This window comes from Microbacterium sp. NPDC090014, from assembly GCF_044748285.1.
Classification (GTDB): domain Bacteria; phylum Actinomycetota; class Actinomycetes; order Actinomycetales; family Microbacteriaceae; genus Microbacterium.
Window position 1 is genome coordinate 123,272 of sequence record NZ_JBIVFS010000001.1, and the last position, 22,684, is coordinate 145,955.

Annotated in this window: 22 protein-coding genes and 1 pseudogene; 5 read left to right on the forward strand and 18 right to left on the reverse strand. The window is 68.3% G+C overall.

Annotated features, from left to right (window positions below; all coding sequences use genetic code 11):
• Positions 1 to 18 precede the first annotated feature (18 nt).
• The 3 genes from ACIPV5_RS00560 to ACIPV5_RS00570 form a co-directional block, all read right to left on the reverse strand.
• Positions 19 to 2,265: an ABC transporter ATP-binding protein gene (locus ACIPV5_RS00560; protein ID WP_400338916.1), complete on the reverse strand. Its 2,247-nt coding sequence runs from the start codon at positions 2,263 to 2,265 to the stop codon at positions 19 to 21.
• Entirely contained in the window at positions 2,262 to 3,989 is a 1,728-nt protein-coding gene (locus tag ACIPV5_RS00565; RefSeq protein WP_056280467.1) for an ABC transporter ATP-binding protein, read from the reverse strand. The genes ACIPV5_RS00560 and ACIPV5_RS00565 overlap by 4 nt, the downstream gene beginning before the upstream one ends.
• Positions 3,990 to 4,189: 200 nt before the next feature.
• Positions 4,190 to 5,251, reverse strand: coding sequence for an enoyl-CoA hydratase/isomerase family protein (locus ACIPV5_RS00570; RefSeq protein ID WP_400338920.1), 1,062 nt, complete (start codon positions 5,249 to 5,251; stop codon positions 4,190 to 4,192).
• Positions 5,252 to 5,372: 121 nt separating this feature from the next.
• Between ACIPV5_RS00570 and ACIPV5_RS00575 the strand changes: the two are divergent.
• Positions 5,373 to 5,930: pseudogene (locus ACIPV5_RS00575) on the forward strand (ATP-binding cassette domain-containing protein); the annotation flags it as partial.
• A gap of 964 nt (positions 5,931 to 6,894) precedes the next feature.
• On the opposite strand, the gene ACIPV5_RS00580 reads toward ACIPV5_RS00575, so the two are convergent.
• The 13 genes from ACIPV5_RS00580 to hemE form a co-directional block, all read right to left on the reverse strand.
• The gene (locus ACIPV5_RS00580) at positions 6,895 to 7,278 is read right to left on the reverse strand and encodes a pentapeptide repeat-containing protein (RefSeq protein ID WP_400341228.1); all 384 of its coding nucleotides are present in this window, start codon (positions 7,276 to 7,278) and stop codon (positions 6,895 to 6,897) included.
• Positions 7,275 to 7,724, reverse strand: a complete 450-nt coding sequence (locus ACIPV5_RS00585) for a hypothetical protein (protein WP_053097989.1) — start codon at positions 7,722 to 7,724, stop codon at positions 7,275 to 7,277. Before ACIPV5_RS00585 ends, ACIPV5_RS00580 begins: the two co-directional genes overlap by 4 nt.
• A gap of 376 nt (positions 7,725 to 8,100) precedes the next feature.
• Entirely contained in the window at positions 8,101 to 9,429 is a 1,329-nt protein-coding gene (locus tag ACIPV5_RS00590) for a glutamate-1-semialdehyde 2,1-aminomutase (protein ID WP_400338923.1), read from the reverse strand.
• A gap of 111 nt (positions 9,430 to 9,540) precedes the next feature.
• Positions 9,541 to 10,518 (reverse strand): porphobilinogen synthase, encoded by a 978-nt coding sequence (hemB, locus tag ACIPV5_RS00595; RefSeq protein ID WP_053097991.1) that lies wholly within the window; start codon positions 10,516 to 10,518, stop codon positions 9,541 to 9,543.
• Positions 10,515 to 11,306 carry a uroporphyrinogen-III synthase gene (locus ACIPV5_RS00600; RefSeq protein ID WP_053097992.1) on the reverse strand — a complete coding sequence of 264 codons (792 nt, stop codon included), beginning with the start codon at positions 11,304 to 11,306 and terminating at the stop codon, positions 10,515 to 10,517. The genes hemB and ACIPV5_RS00600 overlap by 4 nt, the downstream gene beginning before the upstream one ends.
• Entirely contained in the window at positions 11,303 to 12,319 is a 1,017-nt protein-coding gene (gene hemC, locus ACIPV5_RS00605) for a hydroxymethylbilane synthase (protein ID WP_400338926.1), read from the reverse strand. Before hemC ends, ACIPV5_RS00600 begins: the two co-directional genes overlap by 4 nt.
• A gap of 7 nt (positions 12,320 to 12,326) precedes the next feature.
• Positions 12,327 to 13,004 carry a hydrogen peroxide-dependent heme synthase gene (gene hemQ / locus ACIPV5_RS00610; RefSeq protein ID WP_053097994.1) on the reverse strand — a complete coding sequence of 226 codons (678 nt, stop codon included), beginning with the start codon at positions 13,002 to 13,004 and terminating at the stop codon, positions 12,327 to 12,329.
• A gap of 69 nt (positions 13,005 to 13,073) precedes the next feature.
• Positions 13,074 to 13,355 (reverse strand): hypothetical protein, encoded by a 282-nt coding sequence (locus ACIPV5_RS00615; RefSeq protein ID WP_072592006.1) that lies wholly within the window; start codon positions 13,353 to 13,355, stop codon positions 13,074 to 13,076.
• On the reverse strand, positions 13,342 to 13,749 hold the full coding sequence (locus ACIPV5_RS00620) for a phage holin family protein (protein WP_053097996.1): 408 nt from the start codon (positions 13,747 to 13,749) through the stop codon (positions 13,342 to 13,344). The genes ACIPV5_RS00615 and ACIPV5_RS00620 overlap by 14 nt, the downstream gene beginning before the upstream one ends.
• Before the next feature lies 1 nt (position 13,750).
• The gene (locus ACIPV5_RS00625) at positions 13,751 to 14,173 is read right to left on the reverse strand and encodes a hypothetical protein (RefSeq protein ID WP_400338930.1); all 423 of its coding nucleotides are present in this window, start codon (positions 14,171 to 14,173) and stop codon (positions 13,751 to 13,753) included.
• Positions 14,174 to 14,326: 153 nt separating this feature from the next.
• Positions 14,327 to 15,889: a protoporphyrinogen/coproporphyrinogen oxidase gene (locus tag ACIPV5_RS00630; protein ID WP_400338931.1), complete on the reverse strand. Its 1,563-nt coding sequence runs from the start codon at positions 15,887 to 15,889 to the stop codon at positions 14,327 to 14,329.
• Positions 15,890 to 15,946: 57 nt separating this feature from the next.
• Positions 15,947 to 16,285 carry a metalloregulator ArsR/SmtB family transcription factor gene (locus ACIPV5_RS00635; protein WP_053097999.1) on the reverse strand — a complete coding sequence of 113 codons (339 nt, stop codon included), beginning with the start codon at positions 16,283 to 16,285 and terminating at the stop codon, positions 15,947 to 15,949.
• A 66-nt stretch (positions 16,286 to 16,351) separates the two neighbouring features.
• Positions 16,352 to 17,374, reverse strand: coding sequence for a uroporphyrinogen decarboxylase (gene hemE, locus ACIPV5_RS00640; RefSeq protein ID WP_053098000.1), 1,023 nt, complete (start codon positions 17,372 to 17,374; stop codon positions 16,352 to 16,354).
• A 61-nt stretch (positions 17,375 to 17,435) separates the two neighbouring features.
• Between hemE and ACIPV5_RS00645 the strand changes: the two genes are divergently transcribed.
• From ACIPV5_RS00645 to ACIPV5_RS00660, 4 genes are all read left to right on the forward strand, one after another.
• Entirely contained in the window at positions 17,436 to 18,743 is a 1,308-nt protein-coding gene (locus ACIPV5_RS00645) for a glutamyl-tRNA reductase (RefSeq protein WP_053098001.1), read from the forward strand.
• 144 nt (positions 18,744 to 18,887) lie between these two features.
• Positions 18,888 to 19,331, forward strand: coding sequence for a hypothetical protein (locus ACIPV5_RS00650; protein ID WP_400338935.1), 444 nt, complete (start codon positions 18,888 to 18,890; stop codon positions 19,329 to 19,331).
• Positions 19,332 to 19,368: 37 nt separating this feature from the next.
• Positions 19,369 to 19,941, forward strand: coding sequence for an HhH-GPD-type base excision DNA repair protein (locus ACIPV5_RS00655; RefSeq protein ID WP_400338938.1), 573 nt, complete (start codon positions 19,369 to 19,371; stop codon positions 19,939 to 19,941).
• A complete protein-coding gene (locus tag ACIPV5_RS00660) occupies positions 19,938 to 20,363 on the forward strand; it encodes a DUF1801 domain-containing protein (protein WP_053098004.1) in 426 nt (141 codons plus the stop codon). The genes ACIPV5_RS00655 and ACIPV5_RS00660 overlap by 4 nt, the downstream gene beginning before the upstream one ends.
• 57 nt (positions 20,364 to 20,420) lie before the next feature.
• On the opposite strand, the gene ACIPV5_RS00665 is transcribed toward ACIPV5_RS00660, so the two are convergent.
• A complete protein-coding gene (locus ACIPV5_RS00665) occupies positions 20,421 to 21,806 on the reverse strand; it encodes a glycine--tRNA ligase (RefSeq protein WP_053098005.1) in 1,386 nt (461 codons plus the stop codon).
• Positions 21,807 to 21,911: 105 nt separating this feature from the next.
• Positions 21,912 to 22,601 carry a GNAT family N-acetyltransferase gene (locus ACIPV5_RS00670; protein WP_053098006.1) on the reverse strand — a complete coding sequence of 230 codons (690 nt, stop codon included), beginning with the start codon at positions 22,599 to 22,601 and terminating at the stop codon, positions 21,912 to 21,914.
• Between the last annotated feature and the right edge of the window lie 83 nt (positions 22,602 to 22,684).

The following is a 22,684-nucleotide window of genomic DNA, read 5'->3' on the forward strand; positions in this document are numbered from 1 at the left end:
TTCAGGGGCTCTGTCGCTTCAGGCGCGTGAGGAGCCTCCGGCATCCGGCCGTTCGACCACTGCCTGTGCGGCCGCTGCCTCGGCGGCGGGAGTCTGCGCCCCCACCGAGACGCCGACCTGTGCCGACGCAGCCGCGTCTTCGGCGTCGCCGCTCATGACGACCGGAGTCGAGCCGGTGAGCGCGTCCTCTGCGTCGATGTCGGTCGCCGCCTGTTCGAACTGCGACTGGTAGAGCCGCCAGTAGGCGCCCTGCGCGGCGATGAGCTCGTCGTGCGTGCCCTTCTCGACGATGTCTCCGTGCTCCATCACGAGGATGAGGTCGGCATCGCGGATGGTCGACAGGCGGTGCGCGATCACGAACGACGTGCGTCCCTGTCGAAGCGCCGCCATCGCGTGCTGCAGCAACAGCTCGGTGCGGGTGTCGACCGCCGACGTGGCCTCATCGAGGATCAGGATCGACGGCTGGGCCACGAACGCTCGCGCGATCGTGATCAGCTGACGCTCGCCCGCCGAGACGTTCGACGCGTCTTCGTCGAGCACGGTGTCGTAGCCCTCAGGGAGGGCATGCACGAAGCGATCCACATAGGTCGCCTTCGCCGCTTCGAGAACCTCGTCGTCGGTCGCGGTCGAGCGTCCGTACCGGATGTTCTCGCGGATGCTCCCGGCGAACAGCCACGGGTCCTGCAGGACCATGCCGGTGCGAGAGCGCAGCTGGTCACGCGTGACCTCGGAGATGTCCTGACCGTCGAGCAGAATGCGCCCGCCGTTCAGTTCGTAGAACCGCATGATGAGGTTGACGAGAGTGGTCTTGCCCGCTCCCGTCGGACCGACGATCGCGACCGTCTGACCGGGCTCGACCCGGAACGAGAGGTCGGTGATCAGCGGACGGTCGGGAGTGTACGAGAACGCGACGTTCTCGAACTCCACGACGCCCTTGCCGTCGGCGAGCTTCGGAGCATCCGCGTCGTCCGCTTCCTGCTCTTCGGTGTCGAGGAGCTCGAACACCCGCTCGGCCGATGCCGTACCGGACTGCACTACGGCCGCCATTCCACCGAGCTCGGACAGCGGCTGCGTGAACTGCTGCGAGTACTGGATGAACGCCTGCACGTCTCCGAGACGCAGCTGCCCGTTGGCGACCATGAGACCGCCGAGCACCGCGATGCCCACGTAGGTGAGGCTGCCGACGAAGGTCATCGCCGGCATGATGATGCCGGAGAGGAACTGCGCCTTGAAGCTGGCCTGGAACAGCTCCTCGTTCTCGCCCTGGAACTTCTCCAGCGCGTCCTGCTCGCGACCGAAGACCTTGACCAGCGCGTGACCGGAGAAGGCCTCTTCGACGCGAGCGTTCAGACGCCCGACCTTGCGCCACTGGGTGCCGAACGCCTTCTGCGAGCGAGGACCGATGACGCCGAAGATCACACCCATGAGCGGGAGCGCCACGAGCGCGACGAGAGCGAGCTGCCAGGAGATCGAGAACATCAGGACCAGCACGCCCACGACCGTGAGTACGGCCGTGATCGCGCCGGACAGCGACTGCTGCATGGTCTGGGTGATGTTGTCGATGTCGTTCGTCACGCGCGAGATCAGATCACCGCGCTGCACCTTGTCGAAGTACGACAGGGGCAGACGGTTGATCTTCGCCTCGACCTGCTCGCGCAGACGCCACATGGTGCGGACCATGATGACGTTGATGACGTAACCCTGGATCCAGCTGAGGAAGGCGGCGGTGACATAGATCGCCAGCACGGCGATGATGATCCACCGCAGCGCGTCGAAGTCGACACCGTCACCGACACGGAAGGCGCCGAGGGCCTCGACCTGATTGGCGAAGTCGTCCTGCCCTCCCTGGCGGAGTGCCGCGACGACATCGACCTGCGGAGTGCCGGCGGGGAACCCGGGGAAGTCCCCGTTCGCCTGCGCGAGCTGCACGGAGATGAAGCCCTTGTAGATGAGGTTCGTGGCCTCACCGAGCACCTTCGGCGCCGCGACCGTGAGCACGACGCCGACGGCGCCGGCGATCGACACCAGGATGAACCAGACGGCCGACGGCTTGAGCAGCCCGATCATCCGGCTGAAGCTCTTGCCGAAGTTGTCGGCCTTTCCGGGAGCGACGCTGTCCCAGCCGCCGCCGTCCTGGCGCGCCTTCTCGGCGAGCTCGGCCTCGTACTTCTCTTCGTCTGTCAGCGCCGGCTCGACCGCAGTGGTCGTGTCCGCAGCCTTGGCCGCGCGACCGCGGCGGGTCCGGGGAGCGTCCTGCTCGCTCATGCGTCCACCCCCAGCTGCGATTCGACGATCTCTCGGTAGGTCGTGCTGGTCTCGAGAAGCTCCTCGTGCGTGCCGACGCCGACCATGGTGCCCCCTTCGAGGACGACGATGCGGTCCGCATCGGTGATGGATGAGACGCGCTGCGCGACCACGATCTTGGTCACGTGCGGCAGTTCACGCCACAGCGCCTGCCTCAGTCGGGCGTCGGTGGTGAGGTCGAGCGCGGAGAACGAGTCGTCGAAGACCAGGATCTGCGGCTGACGGACGATCGCGCGGGCGATCGCCAGGCGCTGACGCTGACCGCCCGAGACGTTGGTGCCGCCCTGGGTGATCCTCGAGTCGAGCCCCTGGGGCATCTCCTCGACGAAGTCGCGTCCCTGAGCGATCTCCAGCGCATGCCAGAGCTCTTCATCGGTCGCGTCCTCGCGGCCGTACCGGAGGTTCGAGGCCACCGTTCCGGTGAAGAGGAACGGACGCTGCGGAACGAGGCCGATGGTCGCCCACAGCGACTCGACGTCGGCATCGCGCACATCGGCGCCGCCGACGAAGACGGCTCCGCCGGAGACGTCGAAGAGTCGTGGGATCAACGACACGAGGGTCGTCTTGCCGGCACCGGTCGATCCGACGATCGCCACCGTCTCGCCGGGCTCGGCCGCGAAGCTGATGCCCTTGAGAACGGGAGAGTCGGCGCCCGGGTAGGTGAACTCGACGCCGTCGAAGGCGACCGAACCGGGTGTCGGGAAGTCGGTCACGCCGTCGGCCGGCCGCACCATGCTCGACTGCGTCTCGAGGACCTCGCCGATGCGCTCGGCCGACACTGCCGCGCGCGGGATCATGATCGCCATGAAGCTGGCCATGATGACGCCGCCCATGATCTGGCCGATGTACTGCATGAAGGCGAAGATCGTGCCGACCTGCACCGTGCCGCTGTTGACCTCGATGCCGCCGAACCACACGACCGCCACGATCGTGACGTTGAGGATGAGCATGAACAGCGGGAACAGCAGGACGAACAGCGAGCCGACCTTGCGGCCGACGACCATGATGTCGGTGTTGGCACCGCGGAAGCGCTCTTCTTCGATGCCCTCTCGGACGAAGGCACGGACCACGCGCACGCCGGTGAGCTGCTCGCGCAGCACGCGGTTCACGGTGTCGAGCTTGCCCTGGTAGCTGCGGAACAGCGGAACCATGCGGCTGACGACGAGACCGGCGACGATCAGCAGCAGCGGGACGGACACGGCGATGAGCCAGCTCAGGCCGATGTTCGTCTGCACGGCGAAGATGATGCCGCCGATCGCGAGCAGCGGCGCGGTGACGAGCATCGTCGCGCCCATCATCGCGAGCATCTGCACCTGCTGCACGTCGTTCGTGTTGCGCGTGATGAGCGAGCCGGCGCCGAACTGCGACACCTCTCGCTCGGAGAATCCGCTGACCTTGGCGAAGACGTCGGCACGGATGTCGCGCCCCGCACCCATCGACGCGCGAGCCGCGAAGTAGGTCGCGATGACCGACGCGATGATCTGGCCGAGCGAGACGGCGAGCATGAAGAGCCCGGTGCGCCAGATGTAGGCGGTGTCGGACTGGGCCACGCCCTTGTTGATGATGTCTTCGTTCAGGCGTGGGAGGTAGAGGGTGGCCAGAGCGCTGGCGAATTGGAACACCAGCACGGCGACGAGCAGCCACTTATAGCGGGCGAGATAACGGAGGAGGATTTTTCCCAGCACAGGCGGACTTTCTAGGAAGGATGAATCGGCGGATCTCCCGACGGGCGGACGCAGGCCGACGATCGCGCACATGCAAGGGTGGCACGAACTCCAGACATTCGTATCCCCCTGTGGGCGGACCTTCGCTCACAGCGAACCATTTCGGGCGCGGCCAGCGGTTTATGCACCGCGGCGAACAACCGCGGATATATCGAAATGCTCTAGAAGAGGGGGTCTTCGGGCGTGAAGTGTCGAGCGTCGGCGCCGGGGTCTGCAGGCAGTTCGGAGATCGTCGCCGGGTTCCACTTCGGATTGCGGTCCTTGTCGATCAGCTGCGCCCGGATCCCCTCCACGAGGTCGGGATGCCGCAGGACGAACCACATCACGCGGCGGTACTCACCCTCCAGGGCGGCACGCAGGTTCGGCAGCGCACGTGCTTCCCGCACGGCGTCGAGCGTGACGGCCAGCCCGGTGGGCGCCAGGCTCTCGAGCAGATCCGCGGTCGCCGCGGCATCCGGGGCCTCGTCCGCGCGCAGCCGCGACACGATCTCCGCGACCGTGTCGGCGGAGAACGCGTGGTCGATCCATCCCCGAGAGGCCGGAAGCGTCGACGGATCGGGAGTCTCGTCGAACAGCAGCACGATCTCGGCCGGACCTGTCGGATCGGCACGATACGCGAGCGCCTCGCGCAGCGCGTCGAGGCGATCGGAGGGCACGAAATGGTCGGCGAAGCCGAGCAGTACGGCATCCGCTCCGTTCATCGACGCCCCCGTGAGCCCGAAGTACTCGCCGAACCGCCCAGGAGCGCGTGACAGCAGCCACGTGCCGCCCACGTCGGGAGTGAAGCCGATCCGCGTCTCCGGCATCGCGAGCTTCGACCGCTCGGTCACGATGCGGATGGCCGCGTGGCCCGACAGTCCGACGCCTCCGCCCATCGTGATGCCGTCGGCGACGGTGACCACGGGCTTCGAGTACTCTGCGATCATCGCGTTCAGCGCGTACTCTGCGCGGAAGAACTCCGCCGTCTCATCGGATCGGCCCTCCACGATCTGCGCGTGCAGTCCCCGCACATCGCCGCCGGCGCACATGCCTCGGTCGCCTTCGCCGTCGATCAGCACGATCTGCACATCGGTGTCGTACCGCCACCGCTCCAGCGTGCGCGTGATCTCCTGCACCATGCCGAAGTCGAGCGCGTTGATCGCTTCCGGTCGGTTCAGGGTCAGCCTGCCGAGGGCTCCCTCGGTACGGACGAAGACCCGGGAAGCGGCGCTGGATTCGGTCACGATTGCCAGGCTACCCGGTGGATTGAGCCTTGCATCCGGCCGTGTCTGTACGGTAAATGCACGATCCGGCGGCTTTTCCGGCAGGATAGACAGAACTGCCCACTGCAACGAGAGGTCGCAGATGCCCGACGGACAGGTGCTCGAGTTCACGCACGTCACGAAGCGGTTCAACGACGTGACGGCGGTGTCCGACTTCTCCGCGCGGGTCGAGCCCGGCGTCGTGACCGCTTTCCTCGGCCCGAACGGCGCCGGAAAGACCACCACGCTGCGCATCCTCCTCGGTCAGGTGCGCGCCACGAGCGGCACCGCCACGATCGGCGGAGTCGCACATCCTGAACTGCGTCACCCGCTGCGCACCATCGGCTCCGTCCTCGAGGAGACCGCCTACCGCCCGCGGCGTTCGGCAGCCCGCCAGCTGACCATCGCGGCCAAGGCCAACGGCATCCCGCTCTCGCGTGTCGACGAGGTCCTCTCTCTGGTCGGGCTCGAGCACGAAGCGGAAGGACGCATCGGCAGCTTCTCGCTCGGGATGCGGCAGCGGCTGAGCGTCGCGCACGCGCTGCTGGGCGACCCTGGCGCGCTCGTCTTCGACGAGCCGGCGAACGGGCTCGACCCCGAGGGCATCCGGTGGATCCGACTCCTCCTGCGCCGCCTCGCCGATGAGGGCCGCACGGTTCTCGTCTCCTCACATGTGCTGAGCGAGATCGAGCAGGTCGCAGACCACGTGCTCGTGCTCTCGAAGGGTCAGCTGGTCCTCTCGAGCGGCATCGAGAAGCTGGCCGACCCGTCCGCCGGATCCGTGGTCGTCGACGCCGAAGATCGCGCCGCCCTGAAGGCGGCGCTCTCGGCCGCCGGCCTCGAGGTCGAGGTGCTCCGCTCGGGTCTCACGGTCCGCGGCAGCAATGCCGGCGCCGTCGGCGCCATCGCCGCATCGGCCGGCATCGCTCTGGCGACCCTGGTGCAGCGCGGCCCGACGCTCGAAGACGTCTTCATCGAGCTCGTGCGCGGCGGGAGACTCGCCCCGCAGGCCATCACGGCTGCACCGGTCATCGAGTCTGAGACGCCGGTCGCGGAGGCGACAGCGCCGCTCGCGGCGGTCCCTGCTGCGTCCGACTCGTCCGACGCCGTTGCGTCCGAAGCCGACGCCGCCGAAGCCGACTCGTCCGATTCCGGTGCGTCCGATTCCGACGCCGAACGCGCGGAGGCCGATGCGGCCGACGTCGAGGCTGACGCCGCCGCGGATGCAGCGGATGCGGCTCGCGACATCGAGTACGCCGCGGCGGAGCTCGGCTACGCAGCGGACGCCTCGGATGCGAACGACGCCGAGGATGCGGCTGATGTGGCCTCCGACGCCGCGCATGCGGGCGGTGACGAGGTCTCCGGCGACGACGACTCGACGGGGGAATCGACCGAGCACGAGACCCCGGCCGAGGAGCAGCCTCAGCCCTCCTTCGACGACATCCTCTTCGGCACGACCCCTGTCGATGCTCCCACCGATCCCGATGTCCCCTCGGCGGCCGAGAGCGGCGCGGAGGAGCACTCCGGCGTCGAGTTCTTCGGCGAGGCGCACGACTCCGAAGACGCGTCGGAGTCGTCTGATGACGTCGCCGCACCGTCTGACGATGACCCCCGATCCGCGGCCGTCACCTCGATGCTCGCTGCAGCAGCGCGCGCGTACTACGAGGACGAGCCGAAGGACTATCCGCTCGGAGACGCCGACGCATCAGCCGACGCGCAGGCGACGACGGATGCTGAAGGCGAGCACCACGAGGGCGAGCACCACGAAGGTGAGCACCACGAAGGTGAGCACCACGAGCACCACGAAGGTGAGCACCACGAGCACCACGAAGGTGAGCACCACGAAGGTGAGCACCACGAGGGCGAGCACCACGAGCACCACGAAGGTGAGCACCACGAAGGTGAGCACCACGAAGGTGAGCACGACCGCTCCTGAGGTCGCTCCCCCATTGCGAACGCCCTCCGCGCCATAAGGCTGCGGAGGGCGTTTCCCGTTCCGTGACGGTCAGGCGGGACGCGGGCGGATCACTGGGCGGCGGCTGCCCTTCGAGACCGGCGTGGGCGAGGTCGCCACGATCTCCTCGACGTCGGCCGGCTCATCCGACACATCGAGTCGGAGCGCTTGGGTCAGGGCGAGGCCGTGCCTCGTCGTGAGGATCAGACGCCGGTACTGCGCATCCCCGGAGAGATCGATGACCACGCTGGGACGACGTTTGCGGATGAGGACGAAGTCGACGCTGCCTGCGGCCTTCCACGTGCCTGCGGCGAGCACTCCGGGGATGTGCGTCCCCGGGTTCGGCACGCCACGCAACCAGGTCCACGCATCATCGATGAGCTGGACCTTGGTGATGGTGTCGCGCACGAGCCGCACGTTGTCCCGGTGGAAGCTCGCCGCACGCTCGATCGGCGAGAGCACGATCTCGAGTTGCGTCTGGTCCAGCAGCAACGTCACCATGCGTCCAGTCTGCCAGCGGCACCCTTCCAGATGTCTGTGTCTTGTTCACAGGAAGGCAACGATCCGTTGTCGGTTCCCACGATTCCACCCCTTTTCCATTCCGGTGTTCCGCTCGACTTTCGAACAAATCTACTAGATTCGGAACAGGACATTCGCCACCGACCCCGGCCTCGAGCAGCGTGCAGAGCTTCTCGACTCCTGGGTCGAGAAGCGGCGGCAGATTGTCCGGCTGAAGGACGAACAGCCGGTCGCATCGCTCAGGGCAGCATCGAGTATGCCTTCACGGGTGCGGCATTCCTCGAGCGGGGCCACCCGCGCGTCCTGGAGGCCTTCCGCGAGGGAGCCGTCACGGCGGCTGGGGGTGGGTCAGCTCCGCTCAGGCAGTCGCGGCGGCATCAGCTGCGGCGCGCGCAGCCACGGGCAGAGCTGCCTCGATGCGCTGCAGCTCTTCCTCACCGTGAGCGGCGGTGAGGAACCACGCCTCGAACACGCTCGGAGGGAGCGCCACGCCCTGCTCGCGCATCGCATGGAAGAACGGGGCGTACCGGAACGACTCCTGCGCCTGAGCCTCGGTGTAGTCGCGAGGTGCAGATCCGCGGAAGGAGGCGCTGAAGAGGTTGCCGGCATGGGCGACGGCGTGGGTCGCACCGGCCTCCGTGAGCGCCTCATCCAGGGCGCGGGAGACTCGCGCTGCGGCCGCGTCGACGGTCGCGTACACCTCCGGCGTGGCGAGGCGCAGCGTCGCGAGACCCGCGGCGACAGACAGCGGGTTACCCGACAGCGTGCCCGCCTGGTAGACGGGTCCCAGAGGAGCGAGAAGGTCCATGATCTCCGCACGGCCTCCGAGCGCAGCCAGCGGCATCCCTCCGCCGACGACCTTGCCGAAGGTGATGATGTCGGGCAGATAGTCCTCGCCGGCGGCCGCCTGGAGCCCCCAGAAGCCCGCCGGGTGCACGCGGAAGCCCGTCAGCACCTCGTCGAGGATCAGCAGGGCGCCATGCGCGTGAGCGGTCTCGGCGAGCAGGCGGTTGAACCCCGGCAGCGGCGGAACGACACCCATGTTCGCCGCTGCGGCCTCGACGATCACCGCTGCGATGCGCGGGCCGTGCTCGGCGAACACAGCTGCCAGAGCGTCGGGATCGTTGTAGTCGATCACCAGCGTCTGAGCCGCGATGGGCGCAGGCACACCCGCGGAACCCGGAAGCGCGAGCGTCGCGACACCGGAGCCCGCCGCGGCGAGCAGACCGTCGGAGTGCCCGTGATAGTGCCCGGCGAACTTCACCAGCAGGTCGCGTCCGGTGGCGCCGCGGGCGAGGCGGATCGCCGTCATCGTCGCTTCGGTTCCGGTCGACACGAGCCGCACCCGCTCCACCGGCCGAACCTCCCCGAACCGCACGCGGTCGGCGATCAACTGAGCGAGCTCGACTTCGCCCTCCGTGGGAGCGCCGAACGAAAGGCCTCGGGTGGCCGCTTCCTGCACGGCGGCGACGACCTCCGGCTGCGCGTGGCCGAGCAGCGCCGGCCCCCAGGATGCCACGAGGTCAACGTAGCGGTTGCCTGCGGCATCCGTCACCGTCGCGCCGCTCGCCGAGGCGAGGAAGCGCGGCGTGCCGCCGACCGAGCCGTACGCGCGCACCGGCGAGTTCACCCCTCCGGGGATCACCGTGCGGGCAGCGGAGAACAGGTCGTCATTGCGGTCGGTCACAGCACACTCCTCAACGATGCGCGGACCTCTCCCGGCATCCCATCCAGGCTAATGCGCCGACCTGAGGGCGGGACTCAGATCGACGGGGCTCTCAGCGAAGGCGTGCGCGACTCAGCCGCGCAGCCAGCGGGCGGCCTCGGTCGCCCAGTAGGTCAGGACGACGTCAGCACCCGCACGGCGGATCGAGAGCAGCGACTCGAGGACCGATGCACGACGATCGATCCAGCCGTTCGCAGCGGCCGCCTCGATCATCGCGTACTCACCGGAGACCTGATATGCCCACACAGGAATGTGGACGGTGTCGCGCACCTCCCGCAGCACATCGAGGAACGCCATCGCCGGCTTCACCATGACGATGTCGGCGCCTTCCTCCTCGTCGACGACGGCCTCGCGCACACCCTCGCGACGATTGCCCGGGTCGAGCTGATAGGTACGACGGTCGCCCGTGAGCTGCGAGTCGACGGCTTCACGGAACGGGCCGTAGAACGCGCTCGCGTACTTGGCGGCATACGCGAGCAGCAGCACGTCGGTGTAGCCGTCCGAGTCGAGCGCCTCGCGGATGACCGCGACCTGGCCGTCCATCATCCCCGACAGACCGAGCAGCTGCGAGCCGGCGCGGGCCTGCGAGAGCGCCATGGAGGCGTACCGCTCGAGGGTCGCATCGTTGTCGACCGACCCGTCAGCTGCGAGAACGCCGCAGTGACCGTGATCGGTGAACTCGTCGAGGCAGAGATCCGTCTGCACCACGAGTGCATCGCCCACCTCGGCGGCCAGCGCCTCGGTCGCGACATTGAGGATCCCCTGGGGGTCGTCGGCGCCCGAGCCCTGAGCGTCGCGCACGGCGGGCACGCCGAACAGCATCACACCGCCGACACCCGCCTCGGCAGCCTCGGTCGCGGCGGCCCGCAGAGAGTCGAGCGAATGCTGCGCGACCCCCGGCATCGATCCGATGGGCGCGGCCTCGGTGAGTCCCTCGCGGACGAACAGTGGAAGCACCAGCTGACGAGGCTCGATCGAGGTCTCGCGCACCAGTCCACGGACTGCAGCAGACTGGCGGAGGCGGCGCAGTCGTACGTCGGGAAAGCTCACGGTGCCAACTCGTCCGCCGCATGCGGGAGGGTGTAGCTCGACACCGCGTCGATCAGCGCGTCCACAGTCTGACGGTCGGCGACGACGGTGATCGGCAGACCTGCCCGATCGGCATCCTTCGCGGTGCGCGGACCGATGGCCGCCAGCAGCGTGTCGTCCGGGATCAGCGGGAACTGCTCGCGCACCTGCTCGGCGACCGAACCGCTCGTGATCAGGATCGCGTTGATCCGTCCGTTCTCGACATCACGCTTGATGCGCTCCGTGACCGGGACGCCGACCGTGCGATATGCCACAACGCTGTCGACATCGTGACCGGCCTCCTGCAGGAGGACGCTGAGCACGGGCTTCGCGATCTCGCTGCGCAGCGCCAGGATGCGACGAGGCTCGGTCTCGAGGGCGATGAGCTGCTCGGCCATCCCCGCGGCCGAATTGTCTTCGTCCGGCACCATCGCGACTTCGTAGCCGACCGCCTGCAGGGCGGCAGCGGTCGTCTCGCCGACGGCCGCGATCTTCGTGCGGCGCGGGACGATCGCGCGGTGCGCGAACATCACGTCGACGGTCGTCGCACTCGTCACCGTCAGCCAGTCGTACTCTCCATCCGCGAGCCGGGTGAGAGCGACGTCGAGGGCTGCCTGGTCGGTGGTGGCGGCGAAATTGATCAGCGGTGCCACGACGGGCACCGCGCCACGGGAGCGCAGACTGGCGGCGACACCGTCGCCCCACGGCCCTCCGCGGGGTACGAGGATGCGCCAGCCGTCCAGCGGTCGGTCCTGCTTCGAATTGGTCATGATGAGGAATGCTCTCGGGAGACGAGGTCGGCCGCCCCTTGCTCGAGCAGCCGATGGGCGACAGACAACCCGATCTCGCGTGCTGCGTGCATCGGGTCTGCACCACCGGCAGCATCCGCTCCATTGCCGCTGCCGTTCCGACGAATATACTCCCCGTTCACGGCTTCGGTGACGTCGAGGCCGATACGGCGCCCACCGTCGGTGGCGTAGACGACTGTCCTGATGCGGATCTCGTCGCCCTCGACGACCGCATGTGCGGCCATCGGCGCCTGGCATCCGGCATCCAGCCCCTCGAGAACGGCGCGCTCGACGGTCACCGCCAGACGCGTGTCGAAGTCGTCGAGCTCGGCGAGCGCGACGAGCAGCTCTGCGGGGGCATCCGTGCGCGTCTCCACAGCGAGCGATCCCTGCCCCGGCGCTGTCGGCCATTCGGAGAGGCCCAGCTCTTCGCGGCGCAGCGGGGAGTCCGTGCCGAGGCGCGACAGACCGGCCGCAGCCAGGATCACCGCATCCAACTCGCCGGAGGCGACCCGCTGCAGACGAGAATCGACGTTGCCGCGGATGTCCACGACCTCCGCGTGCGGAGCCCTCCGGTGCACCTGCGCGATGCGCCGGGGGGATCCCGTGCCCACCTTGCTGCCGGAACGGAGCTGGTGCAGCGGTGTGCCGCCGCGAGTGATCGCGACGTCGCGCGCGTCCTCACGCACCGGGGTCGCTGCGATGACGAGACCGTCGGGGATCGCGGTGGGAAGGTCTTTGAGCGAATGCACGAGGAAGTCGCACTCGCCGGCGAGCAGGGCCTCTCGCAGACGCGTGGCGAAGATGCCCTGACCGCCGATCTCCGACAGAGACGCACGATTCGTGTCGCCCTCGCTGGTGATCGGCACGAGCTCGACGGGCCGCCCCGAGATCTTCTCGAGCGCGGCGGCGACGTGCCCCGACTGCGCCTGGGCGAGCGCGCTGCGGCGGGTGCCCAATCGGATCGGGGAGGAGGTCTGACTCTGAGTGTTCATCGTCGACCTACTGCAGCACGTCCGCGATCTCGTCGAACCGGAGACGTCGACCCGTGTAGAACGGGACCTCCTCCTTCACGTACAGGCGCGCGTCGGTGTAGCGCAGGTCGCGCATGAGATCGACCAGCTCGGTGACCTCGTCGGCTTCGAGCGGCAGGATCCACTCGTAGTCGCCCAGGGCGAATGCGGCGACCGTGTTCGCGATGACACCGGTGAATGCCGCTCCCTTGCGTCCGTGATCGGCGAGCATCTTCCGGCGCTCCTCTTCGGGCGCGAGATACCACTCCGGCGTGCGGACGAACGGGTACAGGCACAGCCAGTCCTTCGGCTCCACGCCGCGAAGGAATCCCGGGACGTGAGCCCGGTTGAACTCGGCATCGCGGTGCACGCCCATGACGTTCCAGACCGGCAGCAGGGTGCGCAGCAACTCGGTGCGGCGGAGGCGGCGGAGAGCCTTCTGCAGGTCTTCGGCAGTGTCGCCGTGCAGCCACACGAGCAGATCGGCGTCCGCCTTCAGGCCCGAGACGTCGTAGAAGCCGCGGACCGTGACGCCGGAGTCCTCGATGTACGAGACGATCGTCTCGAGCTCCGTAGAGTCGGACTCGGTGACAGCCACATCGGGGTTTCGTCGCCAGACTGCCCAGAGGGTGAAGCCGGACGGGTTCTCTTCGCGCGCATCGGACATGGATCCAGTCTGCCCCCTTTGTGAAGCACTCGCGAACGCGAGTCAGGATGCGAGGATTTCGGCCTGCGGTCAGCGTGAGAGCGCGCGGGCGATCGCCCAGACGGCACCGCCGACGATCACCGCGACGCCCACGGCTCCCGCGATCGCGGCCGCGGGGTTGCGGTCGGCGAAGACCCTCGCCTTCGCCGCGGCGCGCTTGGAGGCCGTGTCGATGCGCCGGGGGAAGTTGCCCTTGACCTCGATCGCCGCGAGAGCGGCCTTCAGCTCCGCCCGAGCCGACTGGACCGGGTCGACGATGCCCGCCGGAACCGCCGTCTTGGGCAGAGGCCTCGTGATCTCAGAGTTCGTCATTGCCGGCTTCCTTCACGAGTCTGATGTCTTCGCCCACCGCTTGCGCGGGGTTCTTACGAGCGAGCACCTTGCGGAACTTCAGGATGCCGAGCAGCGCGAACAGCAGCACGGCGAGGATCAGGATGCCGAGCACCGCCAGGGCGGACAGCCAGACCGGCCACCACGACGACAGCCCGGCGATCGCGAACACCAGGATCACCGGCACGGCCCAGAACAGGAAGAAGAGAGCGACGAGGAACCAGACGGAGCCGATTCCTGCGTCCTTCGCCGTCTTCGAGATCCAGGTCTTGGCCGCGTTGATCTCGGCTTTGACGAGGCTGCTGATGAGCTCGGGAAGATCGCCGATCAGGGACAGCAGGCTGTCCTCGGCGCGATCGCGGTATCCGCGGGGCATGTCAGCTGCCAGACTTCGCGGCGGTGGAGCCGGGCGTTGCCGGCTTCTTGGCCGCGGGCTTCTTCGCGTCTTCCTTCTTCGCGGCGTCCTTGACCTCTTCGACGGCGTCCTCGGTGGCGTCGACGATGTCGTCAGCGGCCTTGCGCCCCGCAGCCACGGCGGAGTCGAGTCGCTGCCCAGCGGTCTTGTCGCCACCGCCGGCCGACTTGACGACCTTCTGCACGCCGGTCCAGATCGCACCGGGCACTGCCGCCGCCTTGTCGCCGACGTAGCCCTTGACCTTGTCGACCTGCTCCTGCACCGGGTCGAGGTTCCAGACCTTCAGCCACTGCGTCTTGATCTGCTCGTACCTCTCGCGGCCCGCGCGGGTTCCGAGCACGTATCCCACGCCGATTCCTACGACGAGTCCGATCTTCCCCTTCATGGGGTCTCCTCACGTTGTTCCGGTGTGAACGCCTGGGGCGAACCGACGACTCGGAGCCGCCTGCAGGTGTCCAGCGTAGCCCCGTATGCCGATTTCGGCATCTGTCACGCAGAGGGTTGACAGCGGAGCGACTTTCGGGTTCGTGCGACGGCGTCAGTCCCAGAGCAGCGCCCGACGAAGCCGGTCCGCCTCTTCGCGCGCGTCGGGGATCACCTGGGCGAGACCCGTGCCGGCCAGCCACGCGCCGACGGCGGCGAGCCCGTGCACGCCCTGCACAGCCGACCTCGCGGCCTCTCGGCGCGCACCGGAGCCGATGATCGATGCAGGCTGCGACTGCACGTACCTCGCGCGGTGAGACGCCACGAGGTCGCCCTCCGCGAGCGGCACGCCGAGGAGAGCCGATGCTTCGCTCAGCGCCAGTCGAGCCGCGGTGTCGTCGTCGAGCGCGGTGGTGGCGGCGGGTTCGCCCTGGGCTCCGAACGAGACCCGCACGACGTGCCGGGGGCCGGCCGCGGCGCGCACCCAGTCCCACTTCGCACTGGAGTGGGTGAGCGCCTTCGCTGTGTGACTGCCGGGGACGGTCAGCACGCCGGTGCCCCGTGGAGCACCCGCCAGTGCCGACGGCTCCAGCAGCAGTGTGACGATCTCGATCTCCGGAGCATCCGCCGGCGCGGTCTCCGCCAGTGCGGGCACGCTCTTCTCGAGAAGTCGCCTCGCGGCGGCCTCGGAGGTCGCGACCACCACGCCATCTGCGGCGAACTCGATCTCCTCCGCGTGAGCGTCGCCGAGAACGGCGTCTGCCACGGGAGCGACGTCGGCGTGAGCCTTCACCATCCACGCCTCGGCGGTGCGCGTCAGCTGCGTCACCCGCGCGCCGGTGTGCACGACGCCACCGAGCTTCTCGATATCCGCGACCAGCGCCTCGATCAGCACCGTCATACCGCCGTCGAGCCCTTCCACGGCCGCGCCGGGCGCGAGCGCGGCACCCTCGCGACTCGCGGCTCCGCGCGCCTTCGCAGCTCTGTCCGCGCTCTCCTGCCGCATCGTCTGCACCGCCCCCGAGAGCGATCCGACGCGGGTGAGTGCGGCGTTGAGTCCGGGGGCCGCGATGTCGACGTCGACGTCGTCAGGCGAGGCTGAGTACACACCGGTCGTGACCGGAGCGACGAGACGATCGCGCACCCTGGCTCCCATGCGCGACGACACCAGTCTGCCGAGGCTCTGACTGTGGCCGATCGTCAGCGGCGGGCGAACGCGATCCAGGTACGCACGCCATGCGCCCGACCACCCGATGATGCGGCGGACGTCCTCCTGGAACGGATTGCCGGGGATTCCGAGAATCCCGCCGACGGGCAGCGGTGCCGCGCCGATGCCGGGGATGCCAGCGAGCCAGGCGCTCCCTGCCGCGGGCGCGACGATGCGGTCGGCGAGGCCGAGCTCCTCGATCAGAGCGCGCACACGGCCGCCCCTCGTCGCGTAGCTCTCCGCGCCGGCATCCACCACCACGCCGTCGAGCTCAGCGCGACGGATGGCGCCGCCGACGGCATCCGTCGCCTCGAGCAGGGTGACGCGCATGCCGACCTTGACGCACTCCCGGGCAGCGATCAGGCCGCCGATGCCCCCGCCGATGACGACGATGTGCCTCTCCGCCGCCCTCGCGGCGAGGTCGGCCGGTTCGGCGCGGGGCGTCTCACTGTTCGCTGGCTTCGACGTCATGCGTCAATCCTTCCATCCGCCGGGAAACGGCTTCCAGCATTCGGCCGGACAAACCCGTCACGCCTCGGTCTGCACCGCGGATTCCCGCCCGGTGCCGCGCTTGCGGACCTCACGGAGCACGATCTGCTCGGGGCACACGGTAGACAGGAAGTCGCCTACGGAGAGGGCCAGCCGCTCGCCGACGAGGGAGTACAGGATGCGATTGGCATCACGACGCTCGCTCACGAGACCCGCCTGACGGAGAACGCCGAGGTGCCGCGAGATCGTCGGCCCGCTCGACGAGAACCGCGAGGCTATCTCACCCGCTGCGAGCTCGCCCTCTTTCAGATCCTGCAGGATCTGGCGCCTCGTCGGGTGCGCCAGAGCCGCGAAGACGTCCGACGCACTATCTGTCATGGGTGCAATCTAGCACTGACGCTATATTGCATCCTCGTGAAGCTCGGCCGTGAAGCGCTCTGAGACTCAGATCGAATGGACCAGCTCGACGATACGGGTGAGCTGATCGGGGTCCGCCTCGGGCGGCACGCCGTGCCCGAGGTTGACGATGTGTCCCCTGGCGGCACGCCCGCGCTCGACGACGTCGCGCACATGCGCCTCGAGCACCGGCCACGGGGCTGACAGCAGTGCCGGATCGATGTTGCCCTGCACCGAGACGTCGGGGCCGAGGATCGCGGCGGCCTCGTCGAGCGGCATCCGCCAGTCGACACCGACGCCGTCGGCGATGCCGTCCAGGCGCATGTCGGCGAGGAAGGGCCCGGTGCCCACGCCGAAGTGGATGCTCGGCACGCCGATGGCATCGAGGGCGACACGCGAATGCGGTGCCACGTACGCGCGATAGTCGGCGGTGCTCAGCGACCCGGCCCAGGAGTCGAACAACTGCACGACGGATGCTCCGGCATCCCGCTGGATCTCGAGGAACCGGCGTGAGACCTGCGCGAGCCAGCCCGCGAGGCGGTTCCACGACTCCGGATCGGCGTGCATCATGGCCCGCGCCCGCAGGTGCTCCTTCGACGGGCCGCCTTCGACGAGGTACGCGGCGAGAGTGAACGGAGCACCCGCGAATCCGATCAGGGGGGTGTCGCCGAGCTCGGCCGTGACGATGCCGACGGCCTCGGCGATCGCGGTGCCGTCGAGCGACAGCGGGTCGATCGCTGTGATGCGATCGACATCGGCGGCAGACCGCACGGGGTCGGCGAACACGGGGCCGCGTCCGGGCTCGATCTCGACGTCCACCCCGGCGAGACGCAGCGGGATGACGATGTCACTGAAGAACACGGCGGCGTCCACGCCGTGACGACGCACGGGCTGCAGCGTGATCTCGGCCGCGAGATCGGGGGTCAGGCAGGCGTCCAGCATGCGCGTGCCGACGCGCAGCTCGCGGTACTCGGGCAGCGACCTGCCGGCCTGGCGCATGAACCACACGGGAGCATGTTCGGGGCGGGGGCCGGTGAGGGCGCGCAGCAGCGGAGCGTCGGAGAGGACCATGCGACCATCCTCCCATCCGCCGCCGGGCCGACCTGCATGAAGCCTCAGGTAGAATCGTCATGTGCTGCTGGTTGTCACGGCGAGTCACAAGACCGCCTCCTTCGAATTGCTCGAACGCCTGAGCCGCACCCCCGATGACGTCGCCTCCACGGTCGTGGACATGGCGTCCTGCGTGCAGGGTGCGGTCGTTCTTGCTACCTGCAACCGCTTCGAGGCCTACGTCGAGATGGACGAGCCCGTCACGGCAGCGGGTGCGATCGGTGTCGAGGCGGTGCTCGAGGCTGTCGAAGCATCGACCGGCATCCGCGCGTCCGAACTCGACGGCGCCTACGAGGTGCACTCCGGTCGTCGAGTGGCGGAGCACCTCTTCTCCGTCGCATCGGGACTCGAATCCGTCGTCTCCGGCGAAGGCGAGATCGCCGGTCAGGTGCGTCGCGCCCTCAAGTCCGCGCGCAAGGAGGGCACCACCTCGCCCGAGCTCGAGCGGCTTTTCCAGCGCGCGAGCCAGGCGCAGCGCAAGGTCAAGAACGTCACAGCCCTAGGCCGGGCCGGCCGCTCGCTCGTGCGCCTCGCCCTCGAACTCGCTGACAGCCGCATCGCCGACTGGTCGACGGAGCGCGTGCTGCTCGTCGGCACCGGTGCCTACGCAGCCGTCACCCTCGCGACACTGCGCGAACGGGGAGCCGTCAACATCTCGGTGTACTCACCCTCGGGCCGAGCCGAGAAGTTCGCCGCGAAGCACGGCATCCGCCCGGTCGCCGCAGAGGACTACGCGCGCGTCGCCTCGCGCTCGAGCCTGCTGATCACCTGCACGACGGCGACCGCTCCTGTGCTGACACCTGAGCACCTGCAGGCGCCGACCGGCATCGCACCCGAGGGATGCCCCGTCGCGTCGCACAGCCAGATGGTCGTCGACCTGGGCATGCCGCGCAACGTCGACCCCGCTGTCGCAGCGCTCGAAGGCGTCGCGCTGCTCGACCTCGAGACCATCAGCCTGCACGCACCGCTCGAAGAGCTGCAGGCGACGGATGCCGCACGCACCGTGGTGCGCGAAGCAGCTGACACGTTCCACGTCGTCGGCAGCCGACAGAGCGTCACGCCGTCGGTCGTCGCCCTGCGGTCGCATATGTTCGCGCTGCTCGAGGCCGAGATCGGCCGCGCTCGCGCACGCGGCGATGAGGACGGCAGGGTCGAGCAGGCGCTTCGCCACCTGACCGGCGTGCTGCTGCACGTGCCGACCACCCGCGCCCACGAACTGGCCGCTGCCGGCCGCGCGGACGATTTCGCGACTGCACTCTCGACGCTGTACGGCATCGAGCCGGTCGAGTCCGCGCTGTCGTCCGATACCGACGGCGCCGCGACCGCCTGAGCCGCGCTCCTTCTGCACGGGAGCCCTCTGCGGTGGTCTTTCCACAGCGCTCGGGAGAAGCACGGCGGTCGCCCCGGCGGCCACTTCGATGCTTCATATCGTCGAACCCACGACAGCGTCGATCACGCGGCGCAGACTGGGGGAATGCTCGTGGATCCGAACCTGATCGGCATCATCGTCGCCCTCTTCGGCGTCACCGCCACCGTGCTCGGCGGCGTCTCTCGGATGCTTGCAAAGCAGGCCAAAGGGCTCGAAGTCCGGTTCGACAGGATCGACGAGCGATTCGACAGGGTCGATGAACGGTTCGCGAGGGTCGTAGGCGACATCGCGGAGCTCCGCACCGAACTCAAGACCGACATCGCCGAACTCCGCACCGAACTCAAAGGCGACATGGCCGAACTCCGCACCGAACTCAAGGGCGACATCGCCGAACTCCGCACCGAACTCAAGGCCGACATCGCCGAGCTCCGGTCGGAACTGAAGCAGGACATCTACGACGTCAAGACAGAGCTCAAGGCCGATATCGCTGATGTCCGAATCTCGGTCGCGCGTCTCGAGGGCCCCCTTCCCAAGCTCCAGCGCATCTGACTCCGGCATCGGAGCGAGTCGGTGCCAGACTGGATGCATGGCCCTTCACATCACCGGAGACACCGCCGCAGACGCGCTGCTCACCGACAGTCCGCTGGCCCTGCTGGTCGGGATGCTGCTCGATCAGCAGGTTCCGATGGAGACGGCCTTCGCCGGTCCCCTGAAGATCGAGCAGCGCACAGGCGCGTCCGACGCCACCACGATCGCGGCCATGGACCCGGACGAGTTCCTCGAGGCGTTCAAGACGACGCCCGCCGTGCACCGGTTCCCGGGTTCGATGGCGGCACGCGTGCAGACCCTGTGCCAGGAGATCGTCGATCAGTGGGACGGAGACGCCTCGGCGATCTGGACCGACAGTGATCCGTCGGGCGCCGAAGTCCTGAAGCGACTCAAGGCCCTTCCCGGCTTCGGCGAACAGAAGGCGAAGATCTTCCTTGCTCTGCTCGGCAAGCAGTACGGCTTCACCGGCCCGGGATGGCGGGAGGCCGCCGGCGACTACGGCACCGAGGGTTCGTACCGCAGCGTCGCCGACATCGTCTCGCCCGAATCGCTCACCAGAGTACGAGAGCACAAGAAGGCCATGAAAGCTGCGGCGAAGGCGAACGCATGAAGCCCACGGGCGATGACGTCGCAGGTCTCATCGCCCGCTCCACTCCGGCGGTCCGCCGCCGGGATGCCGAGACGCTGACCGCGATCATGCAGGAGATCACGGGCCGCGACCCTCAGACCTGGGGCACGATCATCGGATTCGGAAGTTGCCACTACCGGTACCCGACCGGCACCGAGGGCGACAGCGGCCTGCTCGGCTTCGCCCCGCGTAAAGCTGCGACCACCATCTATCTGTTCGACGGCGTCGATGCGCACTCGGGCGCGCTCGAGAACCTCGGCCCGCACAGCACCGGCGTCGGATGCCTCTACATCAAGGACCTGGAACAGATCGACCTCGACGTGCTCCGCGGCATCCTCGAGCGCTCGCTCGCCTGGGTAGAGGCGGGCGGCACCGATCAGGTGCAGCTGACCGTCACCGGCTGACGCGAGAGGCCCGCCGTCCTCTCGGACAGCGGGCCTCTCGTTCCGGTGGTCCGCGCGTCAGGCGCCCTTGAGACGCTCGGCCAGGTACTCGTGCAGATCGTCGATCGAGACGCGCTCCTGCGCCATCGTGTCGCGGTCGCGCACGGTGACCGCACGGTCGTCGAGCGAGTCGAAGTCGATCGTGACGCAGAACGGTGTGCCGATCTCGTCCTGACGGCGGTAGCGACGGCCGATCGCGCCCGCGTCGTCGAAGTCGACGGCCCACGAGCTGCGCAGCGTGTCAGCGACCTCGCGCGCCAGCGGCGACAGGCGCTCGTTGCGGCTCAGCGGCAATACGGCGGCTTTGACAGGGGCGAGACGCGGGTCGAGCTTGAGCACGGTGCGCACATCGGTGCCGCCCTTGGCGTTCGGCACCTCTTCTTCGCGATACGCGTCCACGAGGAACGCCATCATGGCGCGAGTGAGGCCGAACGAGGGCTCGATCACGTAGGGCGTGTAACGGTCGCCGGTGGCCTGGTCGAAGTAGGTCAGGCTCTGGCCCGAGGCTTCGCTGTGGCTCGACAGGTCGTAATCGGTGCGGTTCGCGACGCCCATGAGCTCGCCCCACTCCTTGCCCGTGAAACCGAAGCGATACTCGACGTCGATGGTGCCGGCCGAATAGTGCGCGCGGTCATCTTCGGGAACGTCGAACTGGCGCATGTTCTCGGGGTCGATGCCCAGATCGATGAACCAGTTCCAGCACGCCTCGACCCAGTGGTCGAACCACTCCTGAGCCTCTGCGGGCGGCGTGAAGAACTCGATCTCCATCTGCTCGAACTCACGGGTGCGGAAGATGAAGTTTCCGGGCGTGATCTCGTTGCGGAACGCCTTGCCGACCTGGCCGATGCCGAACGGCGGCTTCTTGCGGCTGGCGGTGAGCACGTTCGAGAAGTTCACGAAGATGCCCTGAGCCGTCTCGGGGCGCAGGAAGTGCAGCCCGGACTCGTCGTCGACGACTCCCAGGTAGGTCTTGACGAGACCCGAGAACGACTTGGGCTCGGTGTACTGTCCCTTCGTGCCGCAGTTCGGGCACGGCACATCGGCGAGGCCGTTCTCCGCCTTGCGGCCCTTGCGCGCCTCGAAGTCCTCGATCAGGTTGTCGGCACGGAAGCGCTTGTGGCAGCTGAGGCACTCGACCAGCGGATCGGTGAAGGTCGCGACGTGACCGGACGCCTCCCACACGCGCTTGGGCAGGATGATGCTCGAGTCGAGGCCGACCATATCGCCGCGGCCGCGCACGAACGTCTGCCACCACTGGCGGCGGATGTTCTCCTTGAGCTCGGTGCCGAGGGGCCCGTAATCCCACGCGGACCGCGAACCGCCGTAGATCTCACCCGCCTGGAAGACGAACCCGCGGTGGCGGGCAAGGGCGATGACCTTGTCTAGACGGGACTGTTCGGCCACGGTGGCTCCAATGGTCGGCGGTGGGAAAGCCCGTGATCACGGGCACCTCAATCTTATCCGCGACCGCTTCGCGTCAGGACCCCGGCGAGGCCAGGTGTGCGGCGCTCAGGCCGTGAAGAGGTAGCCCTTCTCGACATCGAACCCCGAGAGAGCGAGGCCGCTGCCCAGCAGCCCCTCCATCTGCGCGCGCAGCCGCGTGCGCCACTCGTGCGCCGCCTCCGGATCCTCGATGCGCATGGTCTCGATGTCCGAGGGGATCTCGAGCGTCTCGACGATCGCGTCGGATGCCGGTGGCTTCGCGATGTCGGCGAGAGCCCACTCGACGTCGAGTCGGTCGCTCTCGTCCCCGGCATCCCCGCCGCCGAAGATGCCGTAGCGGTTGACGGAGTATCCGGTGACACGTGCGCCGAGAACGGTGAGGAAGAAGTGCGCGTTGCGGGCGACGAGCGGATCGAACGTCCAGGTGATGCGGCCGACATCGCGCGAGAACGCCCACTGGCGCTGGTGCTCCTTGAGCTCGCGCCCCCACCCGCGTCCGCGGTAGTCGGGCAGCAGTGCCGTGATGTGCGAGTGCATCGCCCGGCGTCCAGGTGCGCCGAAGAACGCGATCGACGCGCCCACCATCCGCTCTTCGCCGCTCTCCGCGTCGAAGAGGCCGACGACGTAGTTGCCGGATTGCTGCAGGGCGCGCAGCGTGCCGGCGTCGATCACGCGCTCGGGGCCCCGGATGGAGTCGAGCAGGCCCTGCGCGTCGATGATGAGTTCAACGGTGTCCAGATCACGGATGGTTCGCACGCCCCCAGTCTGCCCCTCCGGTCGCCGTTTTCGGAATCGAGCGACGCGAACGGTCTGGGAGCCATGCCGCGAGCGGGCGTACC